The sequence below is a fragment of the Ruania rhizosphaerae genome, from assembly GCF_009805705.1.
Lineage (GTDB): Bacteria > Actinomycetota > Actinomycetes > Actinomycetales > Beutenbergiaceae > Ruania > Ruania rhizosphaerae.
The window spans coordinates 81,227-97,979 of sequence record NZ_VSMB01000001.1; the positions used below are offsets into that span (position 1 = coordinate 81,227).

General features: G+C 68.9%; 16 protein-coding genes. 8 read left to right on the forward strand and 8 right to left on the reverse strand.

The window, feature by feature from the left end; all coding sequences use genetic code 11:
- Positions 1-54 precede the first annotated feature (54 nt).
- Entirely contained in the window at positions 55-1,059 is a 1,005-nt protein-coding gene (locus tag FV560_RS00350; RefSeq protein ID WP_159618137.1) for a nucleoside hydrolase, read from the forward strand.
- A 182-nt stretch (positions 1,060-1,241) separates the two neighbouring features.
- Here the strand turns inward: FV560_RS00350 and FV560_RS00355 are convergent, their stop codons facing one another.
- The 5 genes from FV560_RS00355 to FV560_RS00375 are packed head-to-tail and all read right to left on the reverse strand — an operon-like array spanning position 1,242 to position 6,507.
- On the reverse strand, positions 1,242-2,207 hold the full coding sequence (locus FV560_RS00355) for a sugar-binding transcriptional regulator (protein WP_159618139.1): 966 nt from the start codon (positions 2,205-2,207) through the stop codon (positions 1,242-1,244).
- 9 nt (positions 2,208-2,216) lie between these two features.
- The gene (locus FV560_RS00360) at positions 2,217-3,194 is read right to left on the reverse strand and encodes a sugar phosphate isomerase/epimerase family protein (RefSeq protein ID WP_159618141.1); all 978 of its coding nucleotides are present in this window, start codon (positions 3,192-3,194) and stop codon (positions 2,217-2,219) included.
- Positions 3,195-3,219: 25 nt separating this feature from the next.
- Positions 3,220-4,683, reverse strand: coding sequence for an FGGY family carbohydrate kinase (locus tag FV560_RS00365; protein WP_159618143.1), 1,464 nt, complete (start codon positions 4,681-4,683; stop codon positions 3,220-3,222).
- A complete protein-coding gene (locus FV560_RS00370) occupies positions 4,676-5,635 on the reverse strand; it encodes a transketolase family protein (protein ID WP_159618145.1) in 960 nt (319 codons plus the stop codon). The genes FV560_RS00365 and FV560_RS00370 overlap by 8 nt, the downstream gene beginning before the upstream one ends.
- Positions 5,632-6,507: a transketolase gene (locus FV560_RS00375; RefSeq protein ID WP_159618147.1), complete on the reverse strand. Its 876-nt coding sequence runs from the start codon at positions 6,505-6,507 to the stop codon at positions 5,632-5,634. Before FV560_RS00375 ends, FV560_RS00370 begins: the two co-directional genes overlap by 4 nt.
- Before the next feature lie 178 nt (positions 6,508-6,685).
- Between FV560_RS00375 and FV560_RS00380 the strand changes: the two genes are divergently transcribed.
- From FV560_RS00380 to FV560_RS00390, 3 genes are all read left to right on the forward strand, one after another.
- Positions 6,686-7,141 (forward strand): helix-turn-helix domain-containing protein, encoded by a 456-nt coding sequence (locus tag FV560_RS00380; RefSeq protein WP_200837460.1) that lies wholly within the window; start codon positions 6,686-6,688, stop codon positions 7,139-7,141.
- Entirely contained in the window at positions 7,138-7,668 is a 531-nt protein-coding gene (locus tag FV560_RS00385) for a HepT-like ribonuclease domain-containing protein (protein ID WP_159618151.1), read from the forward strand. The genes FV560_RS00380 and FV560_RS00385 overlap by 4 nt, the downstream gene beginning before the upstream one ends.
- Before the next feature lie 132 nt (positions 7,669-7,800).
- Positions 7,801-8,754, forward strand: coding sequence for an Lsr2 family DNA-binding protein (locus tag FV560_RS00390; RefSeq protein WP_159618153.1), 954 nt, complete (start codon positions 7,801-7,803; stop codon positions 8,752-8,754).
- A gap of 123 nt (positions 8,755-8,877) precedes the next feature.
- Here the strand turns inward: FV560_RS00390 and pgi are convergent, their stop codons facing one another.
- Complete coding sequence (pgi, locus tag FV560_RS00395; protein WP_159618155.1) at positions 8,878-10,560, reverse strand: glucose-6-phosphate isomerase; 1,683 nt, start codon at positions 10,558-10,560, stop codon at positions 8,878-8,880.
- 233 nt (positions 10,561-10,793) lie between these two features.
- Here pgi and FV560_RS00400 point away from each other — a divergent pair, with 233 nt between their 5' ends.
- Entirely contained in the window at positions 10,794-11,153 is a 360-nt protein-coding gene (locus FV560_RS00400; protein ID WP_159618157.1) for a hypothetical protein, read from the forward strand.
- Positions 11,150-12,604 (forward strand): acyltransferase domain-containing protein, encoded by a 1,455-nt coding sequence (locus FV560_RS00405; RefSeq protein WP_159618159.1) that lies wholly within the window; start codon positions 11,150-11,152, stop codon positions 12,602-12,604. The genes FV560_RS00400 and FV560_RS00405 overlap by 4 nt, the downstream gene beginning before the upstream one ends.
- Positions 12,605-12,608: 4 nt before the next feature.
- Here the strand turns inward: FV560_RS00405 and FV560_RS00410 are convergent, their stop codons facing one another.
- Positions 12,609-12,887 (reverse strand): metal-sensitive transcriptional regulator, encoded by a 279-nt coding sequence (locus tag FV560_RS00410; RefSeq protein WP_159618169.1) that lies wholly within the window; start codon positions 12,885-12,887, stop codon positions 12,609-12,611.
- Here FV560_RS00410 and FV560_RS00415 point away from each other — a divergent pair.
- Positions 12,880-13,086 (forward strand): hypothetical protein, encoded by a 207-nt coding sequence (locus FV560_RS00415; RefSeq protein WP_159618171.1) that lies wholly within the window; start codon positions 12,880-12,882, stop codon positions 13,084-13,086. The genes FV560_RS00410 and FV560_RS00415 overlap by 8 nt on opposite strands.
- Positions 13,087-13,129: 43 nt before the next feature.
- Here the strand turns inward: FV560_RS00415 and FV560_RS00420 are convergent, their stop codons facing one another.
- Positions 13,130-13,834, reverse strand: coding sequence for a M50 family metallopeptidase (locus FV560_RS00420; RefSeq protein WP_159618173.1), 705 nt, complete (start codon positions 13,832-13,834; stop codon positions 13,130-13,132).
- 233 nt (positions 13,835-14,067) lie between these two features.
- Between FV560_RS00420 and FV560_RS00425 the strand changes: the two genes are divergently transcribed.
- On the forward strand, positions 14,068-16,728 hold the full coding sequence (locus tag FV560_RS00425; protein WP_159618175.1) for a lamin tail domain-containing protein: 2,661 nt from the start codon (positions 14,068-14,070) through the stop codon (positions 16,726-16,728).
- Positions 16,729-16,753: the final 25 nt, after the last annotated feature.

The following is a 16,753-nucleotide window of genomic DNA, read 5'->3' on the forward strand; positions in this document are numbered from 1 at the left end:
GCAACGGCACTCCCCGTAGCCACCAGCAAGAACCCCGATTCTGACGGAGGAACAATGCCCGCACGATGGACGATCGACGAATTCCCATGGTTGGAAAGGGACGTCACCGGCACCCCTGAAGCGCGGGTGATCGTGGACAATGACTTCGCCGGCGACCCCGACGACCTGTATCACGTGGTCCACCACCTGCTGACTCCCTCCGTGGATACGCCACTGCTGGTCGCCTCACACCTGGCGGTCGGGGATCGATGGGACCCGAGCGGACACTCGGCAGCGAACGCTGCGACGGTGCTCGGGAAGACGCTGGAACTCATGGGCCTGGACCCGTCCGATCGCGTGGTCACCGGCTCAGAGGTTGCGCTCACTGACCGCACCACCCCGCACGACACCCCGGCCGCTCGGGCCATCATCGCCGAGGCGATGCGGGAATCCGACACCCCGCTGTTCTACGCCGCCGGCGGCGGCCTGACTGATCTGGCCAGTGCCTACCTGCTCGAGCCACGCATCGCCGACCGGCTCACCCTCGTCTGGATCGGCGGCCCCGAGTACGCCGGGCACGCCTATGCCCCTGACGGTGCGGGCGACCCGGAGTACAACCTCAATATTGACGTGACCGCCGCACAGGTGCTGTTCAACGACTCGACCATGCCGATCTGGCAGGTGCCGAGGAACATCTACCGGCAGTGTTTGGTCTCCGACACCGAATTGCGCCGCCGGGTGAAGACCAAGGGAGCGCTCGGCGAGCACCTCTATCAGACGCTGCGCGACGTGGCCCAGGCCACTGGGTCCCTACGGTCAGAGACGTACGCTCTCGGCGACCAGCCACTGATCCTGCTCACCGGCCTGCAGTCCTTCTTCCAGCCGGACACGACCTCCAGCGATTACGCGGTGCTACCGGCCCCGATCGTGGAGGACTCCGGCCGGTTCGTCCCCACCAATGCTGGGCGCTCGATCCGCGTCTACACACGCGTGGACGTGCGCCTGATGTTCGAGGACATGTTCCTCCGCCTCGACGAGTTCACGGAGTGGCTCGACGCGGAGCCCTCTGCCCGACCCTGACCTGAAGGCGGTCGTGGTCCATTCGCCCACGGGCGACCATGACCACGGGCGCACACACAGAAAATCGCTCGTCGATCTGGACCGCCAGATCGACGAGCGATTTCCGTTCTGTGGTCCGGTTGACGTTGTCAGATCCGGCTGACAAGGATTTCCCGGGGCGAGCGGCCCAGGCCCCGAGCGATTCAGGCCCCGAGCAGGTATCTCGCGGTCCGGCTGTCCGTGATCAGCACATCTACCCACTTGCCCCGCACGGCACCGCGGATCGCCTCCCATTTGCGCTCGCCACCGGCCACGCCAACCGTGCGGGGCACGGCCGCGAGCTGCTCGGTACTGATACCCACCACGCGGTCATCGAGATCACTGACCACGGGCGCCCCGTCGGTGTCGTAGAACCGCAGGCATACGTCACCGACCGCTCCCAGGTCTCGCAACCGAGCGAGCTCCTCCTCACCCAGCGCGTTGCCCGACTGGAGCAGTAGCGGGGAGGGCTGTACGCTCCCGATGCCGGCGAGCACCACGGTGAGGTCGTCCCAGGCCTGCACGAGCTCCTGCGTGTAGGGCTCGGCCAGCAGCGCATCTCGCAGTGCCGGGCCCGCGACGATTCCCGGTGCGGGCAGATAGCGCGGCACTGCCTTCGTCACGCGCGCGAACCGGTCGGCTAGCTGGGTGGCCTGCACCTGCACGTTCGGCCGACCCACCCCGCCGAGCACCTGCACCACATCGGTGGCAGTGCGGGTGTTGCGGGGCGTCATCGCCTCCACCGTCGCCAACAGCGTGGAGGACCACGAGGAGATACCTACCCGGTCCTTCCCGGTCAGCGTGGTCTCCAGATACCCGGCCGCCGCAGAACCCAAACCCGAGAGCAGCCCTGTCTCACTCTCGTCGACGTCAGCAATCACCACATCGACAAGACCGAACGCATCCTTCAGCTCCTGCTCCAGCGCCGCGTGCACGCCCAGTGGCGGCACCACAATCGTGCGCACCACCCCGATCTGCACGGCCTCCTTGAGCAGCCGGGAGACCCGGGACTGGCTGATGTGCAGGCGGGCAGCGATCTCCGGTTGCAGCACGCCCTGCTCGTGGTACATCAGGGCAACCTTCGTCAGCAGGGAGAGCCGCTCCGAGGCGGACTGGGTCACCATAGGCATACTGCCAGGCTAGTCGACACCGAATAGCGCGTCTTGCGCGATGCGTCCTGCGGCGACAGCGTCGTGCCTGGCCTGCGCCTGCGCCAGCGCGTCCATGTCGAGCCGGTCGAGGCCGCGCTCGACCCGCTTGAGGAAGTCGATCGCCCAGGTGGCTGCCTGCACGCTGTCCTCCCGGAACGGGAACTGGTCGAGCTGCCACACGCCCTCCCAGCCGTTGCGGCGCAGCACGTGGAAGAACTCGAACAGCTCGATCGGGTGCACCGAGCCGGCGATCATGTCGTCGTCCCACCCGCGCAGGTTGTCGTTGACGTCCATACCGAACAGACGCCCATAGTCGATCGCGAGCTGGGCCGAGTCCGCCGGGGACTCGCCACCGAAGAGCGCGTGCCCGAAGTCGAGCAGAATACCCACGTTCGGCAGGCCGATCTTCTCGATCCCGAGCAGCGTGCGGGCCACTGAGTCGAAGCTCATGTGCACGCGTGGTTCGCGCGGCTTGTACTCGATCACGAACTTCAGGTCCGGGTTCTCCTGCGCGAGTTGGCCCACGCCGTCCAGGGAGTTCTTCCACAGAGCGCCGTGGTCCACCTGGAAGGGGTAGTCCCAGCCGTCCTGTCCGGGCCAGAGCTTGACGTAGTCGGCACCGAAGTGGCGCACCACGCCCGCGGCCTCGGTGCACAACTCATTGGCAAGCCTGCGCACGCCCGGGTCGGGGTTGGTGAACGAGCCCTTGGCGAACACGCGGGTGTAGATCTCCGGGGTGATGCCGATGACGTCGAGCCCCGCCTTCTCCAGCTCGGCGCCGATCTGCTCGTTGCTGAAGTTGCCCCCGAAGAAGGGGTAGTTCAGGTCCACCACGGACAGGTCGGGCACCTGGCCGGCCAGGGCGATGGCGTCCAGGATGGTGCGTGGCTCGCCGTAGCCGTCGGTGGCGTACCGGTCCACGTAGGTGGCGAAGTGCCAGATTCCGGCACCGTATCGCTGTGTCATGAGGGTCCTCTTCTCTCGCCGTACGTCACTGCTGAAGTCCACGTGCCCGCCCGACGGCGGCCGCCCACCTCTGTCTGCGAGCGTCCGCCAGCGTGGGGTCGAGTCGGGGGGTGAAGATGTCGGGGCCGCCGGGACCGAAGGGCGTCGGCGGTGCATCTGTCCACAGCCCGGCCACGTCCCCGGCCAGGTGCGCGGCCCCCAGGGCGGACAGGTCACTCACCCTGGCCCGGTGTACCTGCCGCCCGGACAGGTCGGCCTGGTGCTGCATGAGCCAGTCGTTGGCGGACCCACCGCCGTCGGCGAGTACGGTCGCCACCGGTGTACCGGCCCTGGACACTGCCTCGAGCACATCCTCGATCTGCAGCACGACGGCGTCGACGGCCGCCCGGGCCACCTCCGCGCGCCCGGTGCCCAGCGTCATCCCGGTCAGTGCGGCCTGCGCCGCGGTGTCCCACCAGGGCGCCCCCAGGCCGGAGAAGGCCGGCACGAGATCGACCCCGCCATCCCCGACCCGGGCGGCCAGGTCGGCGAGCTCGGCCACACTCACCCCGAGCAGCTCAGCCGCCCACACCAGCGTGGCGCCCGAGGCGAGGATGTTGCCCTCCAGGGCGAGCTGCGCCGTCGGGCCTCGTTGCCAGGCCACCGTGCGCACGAGCCCTCCCGACGGCGGAGCCTCCTCGGCCAGTGCCATCACCGAGGAGCCGGTGCCGTAGGTGACCTTGACCTCGCCGGGGCGGCGGGCGCCGTGGCCGTACAGGCTGGCGTGGGAGTCGCCGAGCACGGCGGTCAGGGGTGCGGTGACGCCGCCCCAGTCGGCGCTGGCGGTCGGCTCGTCGGAGGCCACCACGCGCGGCAGGGCTTCGGCCGGGATGGCGAAGCGGTCCAGCAATTCGGGTGACCAGTTGGCGGTGGCTAGATCCAGCAGCTGGGTGCGGCTGGCGTTGCCGGCCTCGATGCGGTGCTCACCGGTGATCCGGGTGACGATCCAGGAGTCCACGGTGCCCAGGCAGATCTCGCCGGCGCGGGCGCGACGGCGATCGGAGTCCACCTGGTCCAGCAGCCAGGCGAGCTTCAGCGCGGAGAACATCGGGTCCACGGGGAGACCGGTGATCTCCTGGACCCGTGCGGCGTCGCCGGCCTCGAAGGCGTCGGCAGCGGCGCTGGTGCGCCGGTCCTGCCAGCCGAGCACGGGTCCGAGGGGTTCGCCGGTGCGACGGTCCCAGATCACTGCGGACTCGCGCTGGGTGCTCAGACCGACGCTCACGACGCCACCGCTGTTCTCGACGGCAGCGTCGGCAACGGCGCCACGGACGGCGGCGTGCACGCTGGCGAGCAGTTCCTCGGCATCCTGCTCCACCCATCCCGGCTGGGGGTGGGCCATCGAGACGGGCACGGTCGCCCGCCCCACCACGCGGCCGCGTGAATCCACCACCAGCGCCTTCGTGGCGCTGGTGCCCTGGTCCACGCTGACCACGAGCGGTTCAGGCACGGGCGATCGCCGCCTTCGCGGCTTCGGCGAGGTGCTCGGCATCGAGGCCGGCGCGGGTGAGCAGCACGTTCGTGCTCCCGGTCGGGGCGAAGTCGTGCAGGCCGAGGATCTCCACCGGCACCCGCTGCCCCGCGGGCAGGGTGGCGACCAGGCTCGCCACCGCGGCTCCGAGTCCACCCGACACGTTCGCCTCCTCGGCGGTGACGATCGCACGCGTCTGCGCGGCGGCTGCACGCACGGCGTCGTCATCGAACGGGGCGAGCCAGGAGGCATTCAGCACCCGCGAGGTGACACCTTCGGCAGCCAGCACCTCGGCAGCCTGGAGCGCTCGGGAGACCATGGTGCCCGCGGCGATGATGGTGACATCTGCGCCGTCACGCACCTGCTGGAACCGGCCCCGCTCGAGGGTGGACGGCTCCGGCAGGTCGGGCACCTTGTGCCGGCCCACCCGCATGAACGTCGGACGCGGCTCGGCGGCGAGCATCCGCACCGCTTCCCGGGTCTGTGCACGATCCGCGGGAAGCACGATGTCGAGTCCCGGCAGGGCGCGCAGCCAGGAGAGATCTTCCACCGAGTGGTGCGTGGGGCCGAGCTCGCCGTAGGCCATGCCGGGGCTCATCCCGCACAGGATCACCGGGTGCTGGGAGTAGGCCACGTCCGCCTTGATCTGCTCCAGGGACCGGCCGGTGAGGAAGGGGGCGGCGGCGCAAACGAACGGCACGAAGCCCATACTGGCAAGCCCGGCACCCACGCCCACCATGTTCTGCTCGGCGATCCCCACATTGATCAGCCGGTCCGGGAAGCGCTCGCGGAACTCCACCAGGTTGCTCGAGCCGACCGAGTCGTTGCACACGGCCACGATCCGGGGGTCGGCCGCAGCGAGCGCCATGAGCTCCTCGGCGAACGCCTTGCGGTTGTCGTGCACGGGGGCTGCGACGTCGACGGCGGTCATGCGAGTTCCAGAAGTGCCTGCTCGGCCTGCTCGCTCGTCGGCACCTTGTGGTGCCACTCGACCCGATCCTCCATGAAGCTGATTCCTTTGCCCTTGATCGTGTTGGCGATGACCGCCACCGGGCCACCCGTGACCGGCGGTGCATATGCCTCGGCCAGTGCCAGGTGGTCATGCCCGTCCACGGACCGCACCTCGCACCCGAAGGCGGCGAGCCGCGCGTCCAGCGGGTCGAGCCCGTTGGTGTCCTCGGTGCGTGCGCCCTGCTGCAGCCGGTTCCGGTCGACCACCAGGGTGAGGTTCTCGAGGCCGTAGTGCGCCGCGGCCATCAGGGCCTCCCAGTTACTGCCCTCTTGCAGTTCACCATCTCCGGCCACCACGAACATCCGGGCCGGTGAGCCGGCTAGGTGGGCGCCCACCGCCTGCCCGACGGCGACCGGCAGGCCATGCCCGAGCGGCCCCGTGTTCGTCTCGACCCCGGGGACCTTCACCCGGTTCGGGTGGCCGTTGAGCGCCGACCCCTCTGCCATGAAGGTGCCCAGTTCCTTCGGTGAGAAGTAGCCGCAGGAGGCAAGCGTCGCGTACAGCGCGGCAGCGCAGTGGCCCTTGCTGAGGATGAACCGGTCGCGGTTCTCGGGCAGGTCGGCCGGGTCGATCCGCAGCGTCTCGTAGAACAGGGTGGTGAGGATGTCGGTCACCGACATGTCCCCGCCCACGTGCCCCTGTCCCGCGGCCATGATCATCTGCACCACGCGGCGTCGGATGGCCTGCGCTCGACCGGCCAGCAAGGTCGCCTTCTCCGCGGGCTCGGCCGCAGCGATGCGATCGCGCTCGGCGCGCCAGATCAGCACCTGCTCGAGGTCCGTCGTCAGCATCTCCGCATATCCATTCAATAGTGATCTTGTGTGCATTCACCATGGCACGGCTGCGGGTCGGCGTCAAGATCCTCGCCCCGTCCCGGGTCCCGACCACCCAGAAAATCGAACGTCAATCTGGTTGACGACGTGGAGGATTACCCAGGTCGCTTCATCGCAGATTTGCTATACTGAATCGGTGAGCACCTTCGGTGAGTTCCTCCGAGCGCGGCGTGAGGCGGTCGGCTTGACCCAGCAACGACTCGCCGAGCTCAGCGGCGTCCAGCAGTCGACGATCGCGGCTATCGAGCGCGGTCGGCGCCAACCGTCTGACGAGGCCCGACGTCACCTGTCGAAGGCGCTCCTGGTACGGCCGCGGGAAATTCTTCTGAACCGACGTCGCGAGGTCGTTGCCGTGGCAAGTGAACACGGCTTGCAAGACGTCAAGGTCTTCGGGTCGATCGCTCGCGGTGACGACACTCCGTACTCGGATGTCGATCTCATGGCGACGTACCCCGCAGATTTCGACCTCGTGGACAAGGCCGAGCTGATCGAGGATCTCGAACGACTCTTGACCGTCCATGTCGACGTCGTCTCGCGGACCTCCGGCGGTGCAGCGGCCGCCGAAGCCCGGCGCGAGGCCATCGCCCTGTGACCGACACCGACGAGCAGCACCTCCGCGACGAGGCCGACTATGCGAGCGCCGACGAGAAGCGGATGTACCAGAAGGGTCGGGGATACCCGAAGAACGCCCGGCCGTTCTCACCGGAGCAGACGCGACGCCGACTGGGCGACCTGGTCGAGGTGGCTATCCGGTGCGGGCGGATCGTCGAGCGCGGCCATGCCGCATTCCTCGCCGACGACACCGACGGCGAACTTCTGAGGGCAGCGGCAGAGCGCTACCTCATCACAATCGGGAACATCGTCGAAAAGCTGCACAGCGACTACAAGGACACATTCCCCGACGTCCCCTGGCCGGCCGTCACCGCGATGCGAAATCTCATCGCACACCACTATGACAAGGTCGACCATGAGCAGGTCTGGCAATCGATCACGCGCCGGGTGCCGGAACTGATCGAGACGCTGCACCTCGCCGATTCGGTCGACGACATCACCCTTCCCGCCAATCTCCAGCCACGAACACCCCGGCCAGCCGACCCGTTTCCCGGGCCTGACGCCTGACGCCGCACCTCAGCAAGGTCATGATGCTGCGGATCGGGTGTGCCCCTACGCTCCGGACCCACACCACAAGCACATAGGCTCCCACCTCAAAGGCGTAGCGACCCCGGTCCCCTCGCGCCGTAGCATGGCGCCATGCCGGAGGACTTCCTGATCGCCCGGAACCCCGAGGAAGGCAGCACGCTGCCGTATCTGCTGCGGATCCCGCTGGGCGAGCACGGGATCGTGCTCAAGACGCGCGAGGTCTGGCCGCGCACCGGGAAGGTCTACTGCCACCGCGCGGTCGGGTGGCCGAGCGAACCGGAGATCGTGGAGGCTGTTCCCGTGCGGTCGTGCCGGCGCCGGGGCACTGCGATCGATCTCGTCCTGGACCGCTCCCGCGAGAACCGCAGCCAGTTCGTGCTCACCCGAATCAAGGGTGGCCGGGAAGCGGTGTTCTGGCAGACCGCACGCACAGCGAAACAGGCGCGCCCCACCGTCGCCATCCCCACAGCCAGGGCGAGTGGCCTGGCCGGGCTGGAGATCGTGGTCGACAGCCACGAGCGATACGCCTGGAAGTTCAGCCACCAACAGGCCACCACGCGAAAGGCACCACTGGCCGCGGGCGACTATGCGGTCGAGCTCGACGGCGCCGTCATCGCCTCCGTTGAACGAAAGAGCCTGAGCGACCTCGTCAGCACGCTCACCACTGGCAAGATGCGCTACCTCGCGGCCGACCTCAGCGACCTGCCGCGTGCCGCGATCGTGGTGGAGGACAGGTACTCCCAGGTCTTCGCGCTCGAGCACGTGCGGCCATCGGTCGTGGCCGAAGCCGTGGCCGAACACCACGCGCGGTTCCCCCAGGTCCCGATCGTGTTCTGCGAAACTCGGGCGCTTGCGCAGGAATGGACCTATCGGTTCCTCGCTGCCACGTTGGCCGAGATCGCCGGGGAGAACATCGGCGAGGTGCGCACCAGCGCGCTCGCGAGCGCCGCCGCACCGACTCCGGCGGCCATCCGGTCGTGGGCGCTCGAGGCTGGTTACACGGTCTCGACCCGCGGTCGCATTCCTGCCGAGGTGCGGGCCGCGTTCGACCGCCGCCACGAGTAGGGCGCGCCGGCACGGGGTCCAACAGTTCCGCAATGGCGGAGCCCGACGGCGCCTCACGCCTCACGCCTCGCTGGTCACCTTCGGTAAGAGACGCCGTCGGGCCGAACGCAGCCGAGCAGAACCTCATCCGCGCAACTCGAGGTACCTCTCGATCAGCGCCTTCGTCGACGCGTCCTGGTTCGCGAGCGCCTCAGCCTCCCCCGCCACGGCGGGAGCGAGCTCGGTGGCGAGTTGCTTGCCCAGCTCCACGCCCCACTGGTCGAAGGAGTCGATACCCCAGACCACGCCTTGGACGAAGGTGATGTGCTCGTACAGGGCGATCAGCTGCCCGAGAACGGATGGAGTCAGCGCGGGGGCGAGGATCGACGTCGTCGGGCGGTTCCCCTCGAACACCCGGGCCGGGACGATGGCCTCGGGTGTCCCCTCGGCCCGCACCTCCTCGGCTGATTTGCCGAACGCGAGCGCCTTGGTCTGGGCGAAGAAGTTGGCGAGGAACAGACCATGAACATCGGTCTCCCCGTCCTTCAACGGGTGCGCCGGCGAAGCGACCGCGATGAAGTCGGCCGGGATCAGGCGGGTGCCCTGGTGGATCAGCTGGTAGAAGGCGTGCTGGCCGTTGGTGCCGGGCTCACCCCAGAAGATCTCCCCGGTGTCGGTGGTCACGGGCGTGCCGTCCCAGCGCACGCTCTTGCCGTTGGACTCCATCGTGAGTTGTTGCAGGTAGGCGGCGAAGCGGTGCAAATGCTGGGCATAGGGCAGCACCGCGTGGCTCTCCGCGCCCAGGAAGTTGACGTACCAGACGTTCAGCAGGCCCATCAGGACCGGCACATTCTGGGCCAGCGGCGTGGTCCGGAAGTGCTCGTCCACCGCGTGGAATCCGGCGAGGAACTCGGCGAAGCGCTCCGGGCCGATCGCGATCGCGAGGGAGGTACCGATGGCCGAGTCCACCGAATAGCGCCCGCCGACCCAGTCCCAGAAGCCGAAGGCGTTCTCCGGGTCGATGCCGAACGCGGCCACCTTGTCCAGGGCGGTGGAGACGGCCACGAAGTGCGCGGACACCGCAGCGGTGCGTGCGTCGTCGACATCCTCGATCGCGCCGGCCGCGATCAGTTCCTTCCAGAGCCACTCCCGCGCCAGGCGGGCATTGGTCAGGGTCTCCAGGGTGCCGAACGTCTTGGAGGCGACGATGAACAGCGTCGTCTCCGGGTCCAGGCCCTGGGTGGTCTCGGCCACGTCGGTGGGGTCGATGTTGGAGACGAAGCGCACTTCGAGGCCGTCCGCCACGTACGGCTGCAGCGCTTCATACGCCATCACCGGCCCGAGGTCGGATCCACCGATGCCGATGTTCACCACCGTGCGCACCGGCTTGCCCGTCACACCTGTCCACTCCCCGCTGCGCACCTTCCCGGCGAAGTCGTACACCTTGGCCAGCACGGCGTGCACGTCGGCGTCGACGTCCTGCCCGTCGACGACCAGCGGCGGCTGCATACCGGCGGGCCGGCGAAGCGCGGTGTGCAGCACGGCGCGATCCTCGGTGACGTTGATGTGATCACCGCGGAACATCGCCTCGATCCGGTCCGGCAGGCGCACATCCTCGGCCAGTTGCAGCAGCAGGTCCCGGGTCTCGTCCGTGATCAGGTTCTTCGACAGATCCACGTGCAGGTCGGCCGCCTGGTGGGTGAACCGGTCCGCTCTCCCGGGATCGTCGGCGAACCACCCTCGCAGGTTCGGTTCGAGCACACGGCAGTGAGCCATGAGATCGGCCCAGCTGGTGGTGCGAGTGGCGTCGATCGGCGCGTGGGTCACAGTTCTCTCCTGAGGCGGCGCTGGCGGTGATCCCTCACACGGTAGACCGGCCGGGCCCGGCACGACCACCACGGCGGGCGATGTCTCGCCACAGCCCACCACGAGGGCGCCGCGCCCCGGCCGCCGAATCCCCTTCCCGCCACCGAACCACCCAACAGCCAGTGGAAGGGGGATTCGGCAGCGGTGAGAGGATTCCCTCCAGTGCGGGCCGGGCGATCGGTACCCTGGAGAGTATGGACAGCCTGACGTTCCGGACCCGGGTGATGGAGATCCAGGCCGAGCTTTCCGACATGGATCCCACCGATCCGGGCACCGTCGAGCGGGCCACCGAGCTCGCGGACGAGTTGGATGTGCTCGCCGCGGAGCAACGCGAGCGGGCCAACCAGCTTGCCGCCCGGGCGTTCGAGCAGCAGGTGGCCGTGACCGGCGTCGATACTCCGTTGGAGAAGGTGAGCGAGGCAGTGGACCGCGTCACCGGCACCGATGCGACCGACTCCGATGAGGCCAGTGACACCACTGGGACCGGTGGCGCTCGTCCGCATGGCACCGCAGGCCACGGCTCGGACCCAGCAGGCACCGACGACCCGCGATGATCCTGACCGCCGACCTCATCCGCGCCCGCCTCGCTGCCCCGGATCTCCCCGAGACCCTCACCCTGCTCGGTTTCACACCCGAGGACGCCGCCGCCACCCTCGAACTTCGTGAGCGCGCTCTCGATGACGCCACGATCGAGCAAATCCGGGCCGATGTCCACGAGCTCTCCCGCCGCCTCGGCGATGTCACCCGCGAGATCCCTGGCGAGATCTGGCCACGGATCGAGTCCAGCAGCGACGCCGACGAGCGCGCAGCCGTGGGCCATCGCGCGATCCTCACCTTCCTGGCCACCCTGCCCGAGATCCGTGCCTTCCACCGCAGCCGGGGCATCCCCGAGGCGATCTCCTGGCGGTCACTGGCAGACCTCGGCCAGCAAGTCGCCGTGCACCGGCTCGCCTTCGGCGAGTTCGGACTGCACACCCAGAACTGGCTGATCAACACCTGGGCGGGCGGGCTGTACTGGCTCGGCCGGTTGCAGTACACCGTCGAGCGCGCCGGCGACGAGCTCCTCGCTTCCGCGCACATCCCACGCACCGGCCCGCTCGACCCCGCGGCGGTGGACGCCTCCTTCGCACGTGTCGGGCCGTTCTTCGCCCGCCACTTCCCCGAACTCCCGATCGCCGGTCTGCACTGCAACAGCTGGCTACTGGACCCGCAACTGGCACAGGTCCTGCCCGAGCGGTCCAACATTGTGGCGTTCGGGCGCCGTTGGCGCCTCACCGGGGAGTCCAGCCCCGGCGCGGCGGACGTGCTGTTCTTCGTGTTCGCTCGCCGCGGGCACGTGGATCTGGACGCCCTTCCGCTCACCTCAAGCCTGCAGCGCGGCGTGGTCGAGCACCTCCAGTCCGGAGGTACCTGGCACACGTGCGCGGGCAGGCTTGCGTTGCCTCCCGACGGCGGCCCCTCCTCAGGCGCTGACGCCGCCACGGCTGGGGCGACAGCAAGCACCCACGCCACACCCGGGGTGGGACCAGGCGATCTCACCACAGCCGGCGCCGAGGTGCCGGAAGCGCTGGTGCGGGAGTTCCATCATGTCTACGACGTGCCGGTCGGATCGGCCCCGTCGCTCGACTCCAGCCGCGTGCCGATGCGGATGGCCCTGATCGCCGAGGAGTTCGCCGAGCTCGTCGGGGCCGTCTACGGCCGGGAGGCCGAGGCGGTGCTGGAGGCCGCCTACCTGCAGGCGGTGAGGGTTGCAGACGACGCACGGGACGCCGTCGGGGCGGCCGATGCGATCGGCGACCTGGTGTACGTGCTGTACGGGATGGCGCTGGAATGCGGGATCCCGCTGACGGAGGTGCTGGCAGAGATCCAGGCGTCGAACCTGTCCAAGCTGGGCGTGGACGGCCGCCCGATCCTTCGGGAGGACGGCAAGGTGCTCAAGGGCCCTGGCTACCGCGCGCCGGATATCGCCGCCGTGCTGGAGCGCGCGCGAGACGGGCGAGTCTGACAGGTCACGCGAGCGAGAGGAACAGCTTCTCCAGCTCCTCCGTCGTGAGCCCGTCCTCGGATTCGGCAACCCCGTCCGGATCGGCGAGACACTCCTTCATCGCCGAGGAGACGACCGTGAACCCGGCGCGGTCCAAGGCGGTGGAGACGGCCGCCAGCTGGGTGACGACGGCTCGGCACGAGCCTCCCTCCTCCACCGCGGTGATCACCGCATCGAGCTGACCACGGGCCCGACGGAGGCGGTTGAGGATCCGGCGCTGGGCCTCGGCATCCTGCGTGAGCATCGGATCAACGCCCCAGGATCCGGGCGAGGAATCCTGGCTGGGGCTGCTGCTCGGCCAGCGGGTGTCCGGGGCACTGCTGCGCCTGGGGTACGGCACTCATCACCTGGTCGACGTGCTCACCGCAGCCGGCCCAGGTGGTCTTTCCGCAGGTGTCGCACGAGACGGGACGGCACATGGGGTTCCCTTCGATCGAATCTGATTTGTATACCCCCTAGGGTATCTTACTCTTGTCGTTGTCGCAGTCAGGGCAACAAGGCGATGATCGCGAGCACGGCCCACCAGGTGACGACCCCCAGGATCATGACGAAACTGGCGATCCACAGGATCCGGGGAATGGGGGTCAGTGCCGCCAGCACTGCCGGGTCGCTACCCCGGCTGCGGTCGCGGGCCACCGAGCCGAGGTGCCGCCAGGATCCGACCAGCAGGAGCGCACCCATCCCCAGCACCGCCAGTCCTTGCCAGAGCGAGTCCGCCGCCCACCACAGCAGACCGACCGCGGACACCAAGGCGAGCAGGACGACGGCGGTGAGGACCGAGCGCACCCGGATCAGGGAGCCGAGGAGAATCAGTAGGGCGAGTGCCAGCACCGGGGGCGCCCAGCCGTGGGCTGCGGCGACGATGAGGACGGCCCCGACTACCGCGGGGGCGGGGTACCCGGCCCAGGTGGTGGCGATCCGCCCGAATCCGCGCGTCGGCCCGTGGGTGACCGCATGTCCGGAGGCGTCCATCCGCAGGACGAAGCCGGTGAAGCGCCGGCCGCAGAGAACGCCGATGACGGCGTGCCCCAGCTCGTGCACGAGCGTCACGCCGAGCCGGGCCGCGCGCCAGGCGGGGCCCAGCACGACCACAGCGACCACGAGCCCGAGCAGCACCAGCAACTCCCTGGCCGTGGGCGCGAGCGCGCCCACCGGGCCGATCCGGTCGACGATCTGCTGCCACCACTCCATCCGGCTGAGCCTATGCGCCGCCGCTGACCGGACCGACACAGCCGCGTGGAGTGCGGCGCGATGCTGCCGCACACGGGCGTCGTCGTGTCAGTTCGGTCAGAAAGGCGGCGGGTAGGAGCGCGAGGCGCGGCCGGAGCCGTCATCCACCGGCACCCGGGCGTTCGCGGCTCGTTCATCCAGTGTTCGCCACGCCCCGAGAGGATCACAGGTGGCCCCAATCCGAAGGAGTACCTGTGCGCCGCACTCTCTCCCTCGCCACGGTCGCCGCCCTCGTGGGCAGCGCGGCCACTGGCATCATCCTCGCTGCCCCCGCTGCTGCCGCCGACACCGACGTGCGCATCAACGAAGTGCAGTCCAACAGCGACGACGACTCCCCCGACTTCGTCGAGCTCACGAACACCGGCACCGAGGCCGTCGACATCTCCGGGTGGATCATCCGCGATGACGATGACGACCACACCTTCACCATCGCCGACGACACCGTGCTGGAGCCGAGCGCGTATGCCGTGTTCGAGACCAACGAGGTCGCTGACGGCTTCGGACTGGGCTCGAATGACATGGCCCGCCTGTTCACCCCGGACGAGACGCCCGTCGACTCCTACGCCTGGACCGATCACGCCTTCACCGAGGGGCGTGTACCCGATGGCACCGGCGAGTTCACCGACACCGAGCCCACCCCCGGCGCCGCGAACGTGGAGCGGAACGAGCCGGAGTGGTACGACGCCGAGGAGACCATCGCCGTCAACGAGGTCATGTCGGACGATCCGGATGACGGCGAGGACTGGGTGGAGCTGGTCAATGACGGCGAGGCCGAGGTGGACCTCTCGGGTTGGATCCTGCGCGACGACAGTGACCTCAAGGCCCTCCCGATCGCTGCGGGCACCACGCTCGAGCCGGGCGAGTTCCTGGTGATCGAGACCAACATCACCGACGACGGCTTCGGTCTCGGCAAGAACGACATGATCCGCGTCTACCTCGCTGACGGTCTCGGCCTGGTCGATTCCTACGAATGGACCGATCACGCGTTCACGGAGGGCCGCGTGCCGGATGCCACCGGAGCCTTCGTCGACACCCGGCCCACCCCGGGTTCGGCCAACGTGGCCCGCAACTCGGAGAGCCCGATCGTCATCAACGAGATCGAGTCCAACGGCGGCATCGGCGACTGGGTCGAGCTGGCGAACACCGACACCGAGCAGTCGCTGGACCTGACCGGCTGGACCCTCATCGACAACGACCCCACGCACCCGCCCGTCGAACTCTCCGGCGAGATCGAGTCCGGCGGGTATGCGGCGTTCATGACCCAGCCGAACTTCGGACTCGGAGACCCGGACAGCGCCACCCTGCGCGACGCCGAGGGCACCGTGGTGGACTCGGTGGCCTGGCAGGACCACGCCCCGATCACGCTCGGGCGCTGCCCGGACATGACCGGCGCCTTCGCCGAGACGTCCGAGAGCACCCATGAACTCCCGAACGCATGCGATGAGATCGTCGAACCGGAGATCGAGGCCGAGCCGTGGCCGTTCGCCAACGAGATCACTGACGCCGTCGCCGCCGGGACCTTCGGTGAGGACATGTCAGGGGTCGACATCGCTACCGACGGCACCGTGTACGCGGTCAACAACGGCACCTCCGAGCTGGTCACGATGGAGGCCGAGGGCGAGGCGTACGTCGTCACCGACTCCCAGATCGTCACCTACGCCGACGGCGGAGACCAACCGGACACCGAGGGTGTCACCGTGACCGAGGACGGCCAGATCTTCGTCTCCACCGAGCGTGACAACGCCGCCGGTGGCACCAGCCGCCCGTCGGTCCTGCGCGTGGACACCGAGACCGGGACCGCCACGCACGAGTGGAACCTGGCTGACATCACCGGCCAGCTGAGCGCGAACGGCGGCTTGGAGGGGATCGAGTGGATTTCCGACGCCGACGCCACGGCACTCGGGGTCCGTAACACCGACGGCGTGGCCTACGACCCGGCCGCGTACGGCGAGCACTTCGGCGGCATCTTCGCCGTGGCCGTGGAGTCGACCGGTGACATCCACCTCGTGGTCCTGGAGTCCGATGGAACCGCCACCCACCTGCAGTCCGTCGCCTCGAGCGAGGCCATGCCGGCGGCGATGGGCCTGGACTGGCGCGCTGGCGCCAACGAGCTGTGGGTGCTGTGCGACGAGACGTGCGACAACCGCACCTCGGTGCTTAGTTTCGATGACGGCGAGCTCACCCGCGGGCTCACCTACCATGCCCCGACCGGGATGAACCCGGACTACACCAACGAGGGCATCGCATTCGACTGGTGCGACGTGAACGACGAGGTGGCGCCGGGAGTGCTGTGGATCTCCGACACCGCCCACGACGGCGTCTCCCTGCGAGCGGCAGCCGGTGACGAGTGCGTCGAGCCGACCGATCCGGAGCCCACTGACCCTGAGCCGACCGACCCCTCGACCGAGCCTGTTCCCACCCCGGACGAGGACCTCACCGAGGACTCCCGCGGGAGTGTCACCGCTCCGGCGACGGCGGAGCCCGGGGATTCGATCGAGGTCACCGTGGCGGGCAGCGAGGGTGAGCAGGTGCACGTGTGGTTGCACTCGGATCCGGTACTCCTGGCCACCGGCACCGTGGCAGATGACGGGACGACCACCCTTACCATCCCGGCTGACGCCACCCTGGGCGACCACCAGATCGTGGTCCAGGCCGCCGACGGCACCCTGATCGGCTGGGCTCCGCTGGAGATCGTGGCCGCGGACGGCAGCGGTACGGATGGTGACGGCTCCCTGGCAGAGACAGGGGCCGCCGTCGGGCCGGACCTCGGGTTGGCAGCACTCGGAGCAATGCTCCTCGGTGGGCTGCTGCTCGGTGTCGCACGCGCGGCGAAGGTACGTGGCTCGATCGGCTGATCACCACCGCCAGGAGGGCCGCACC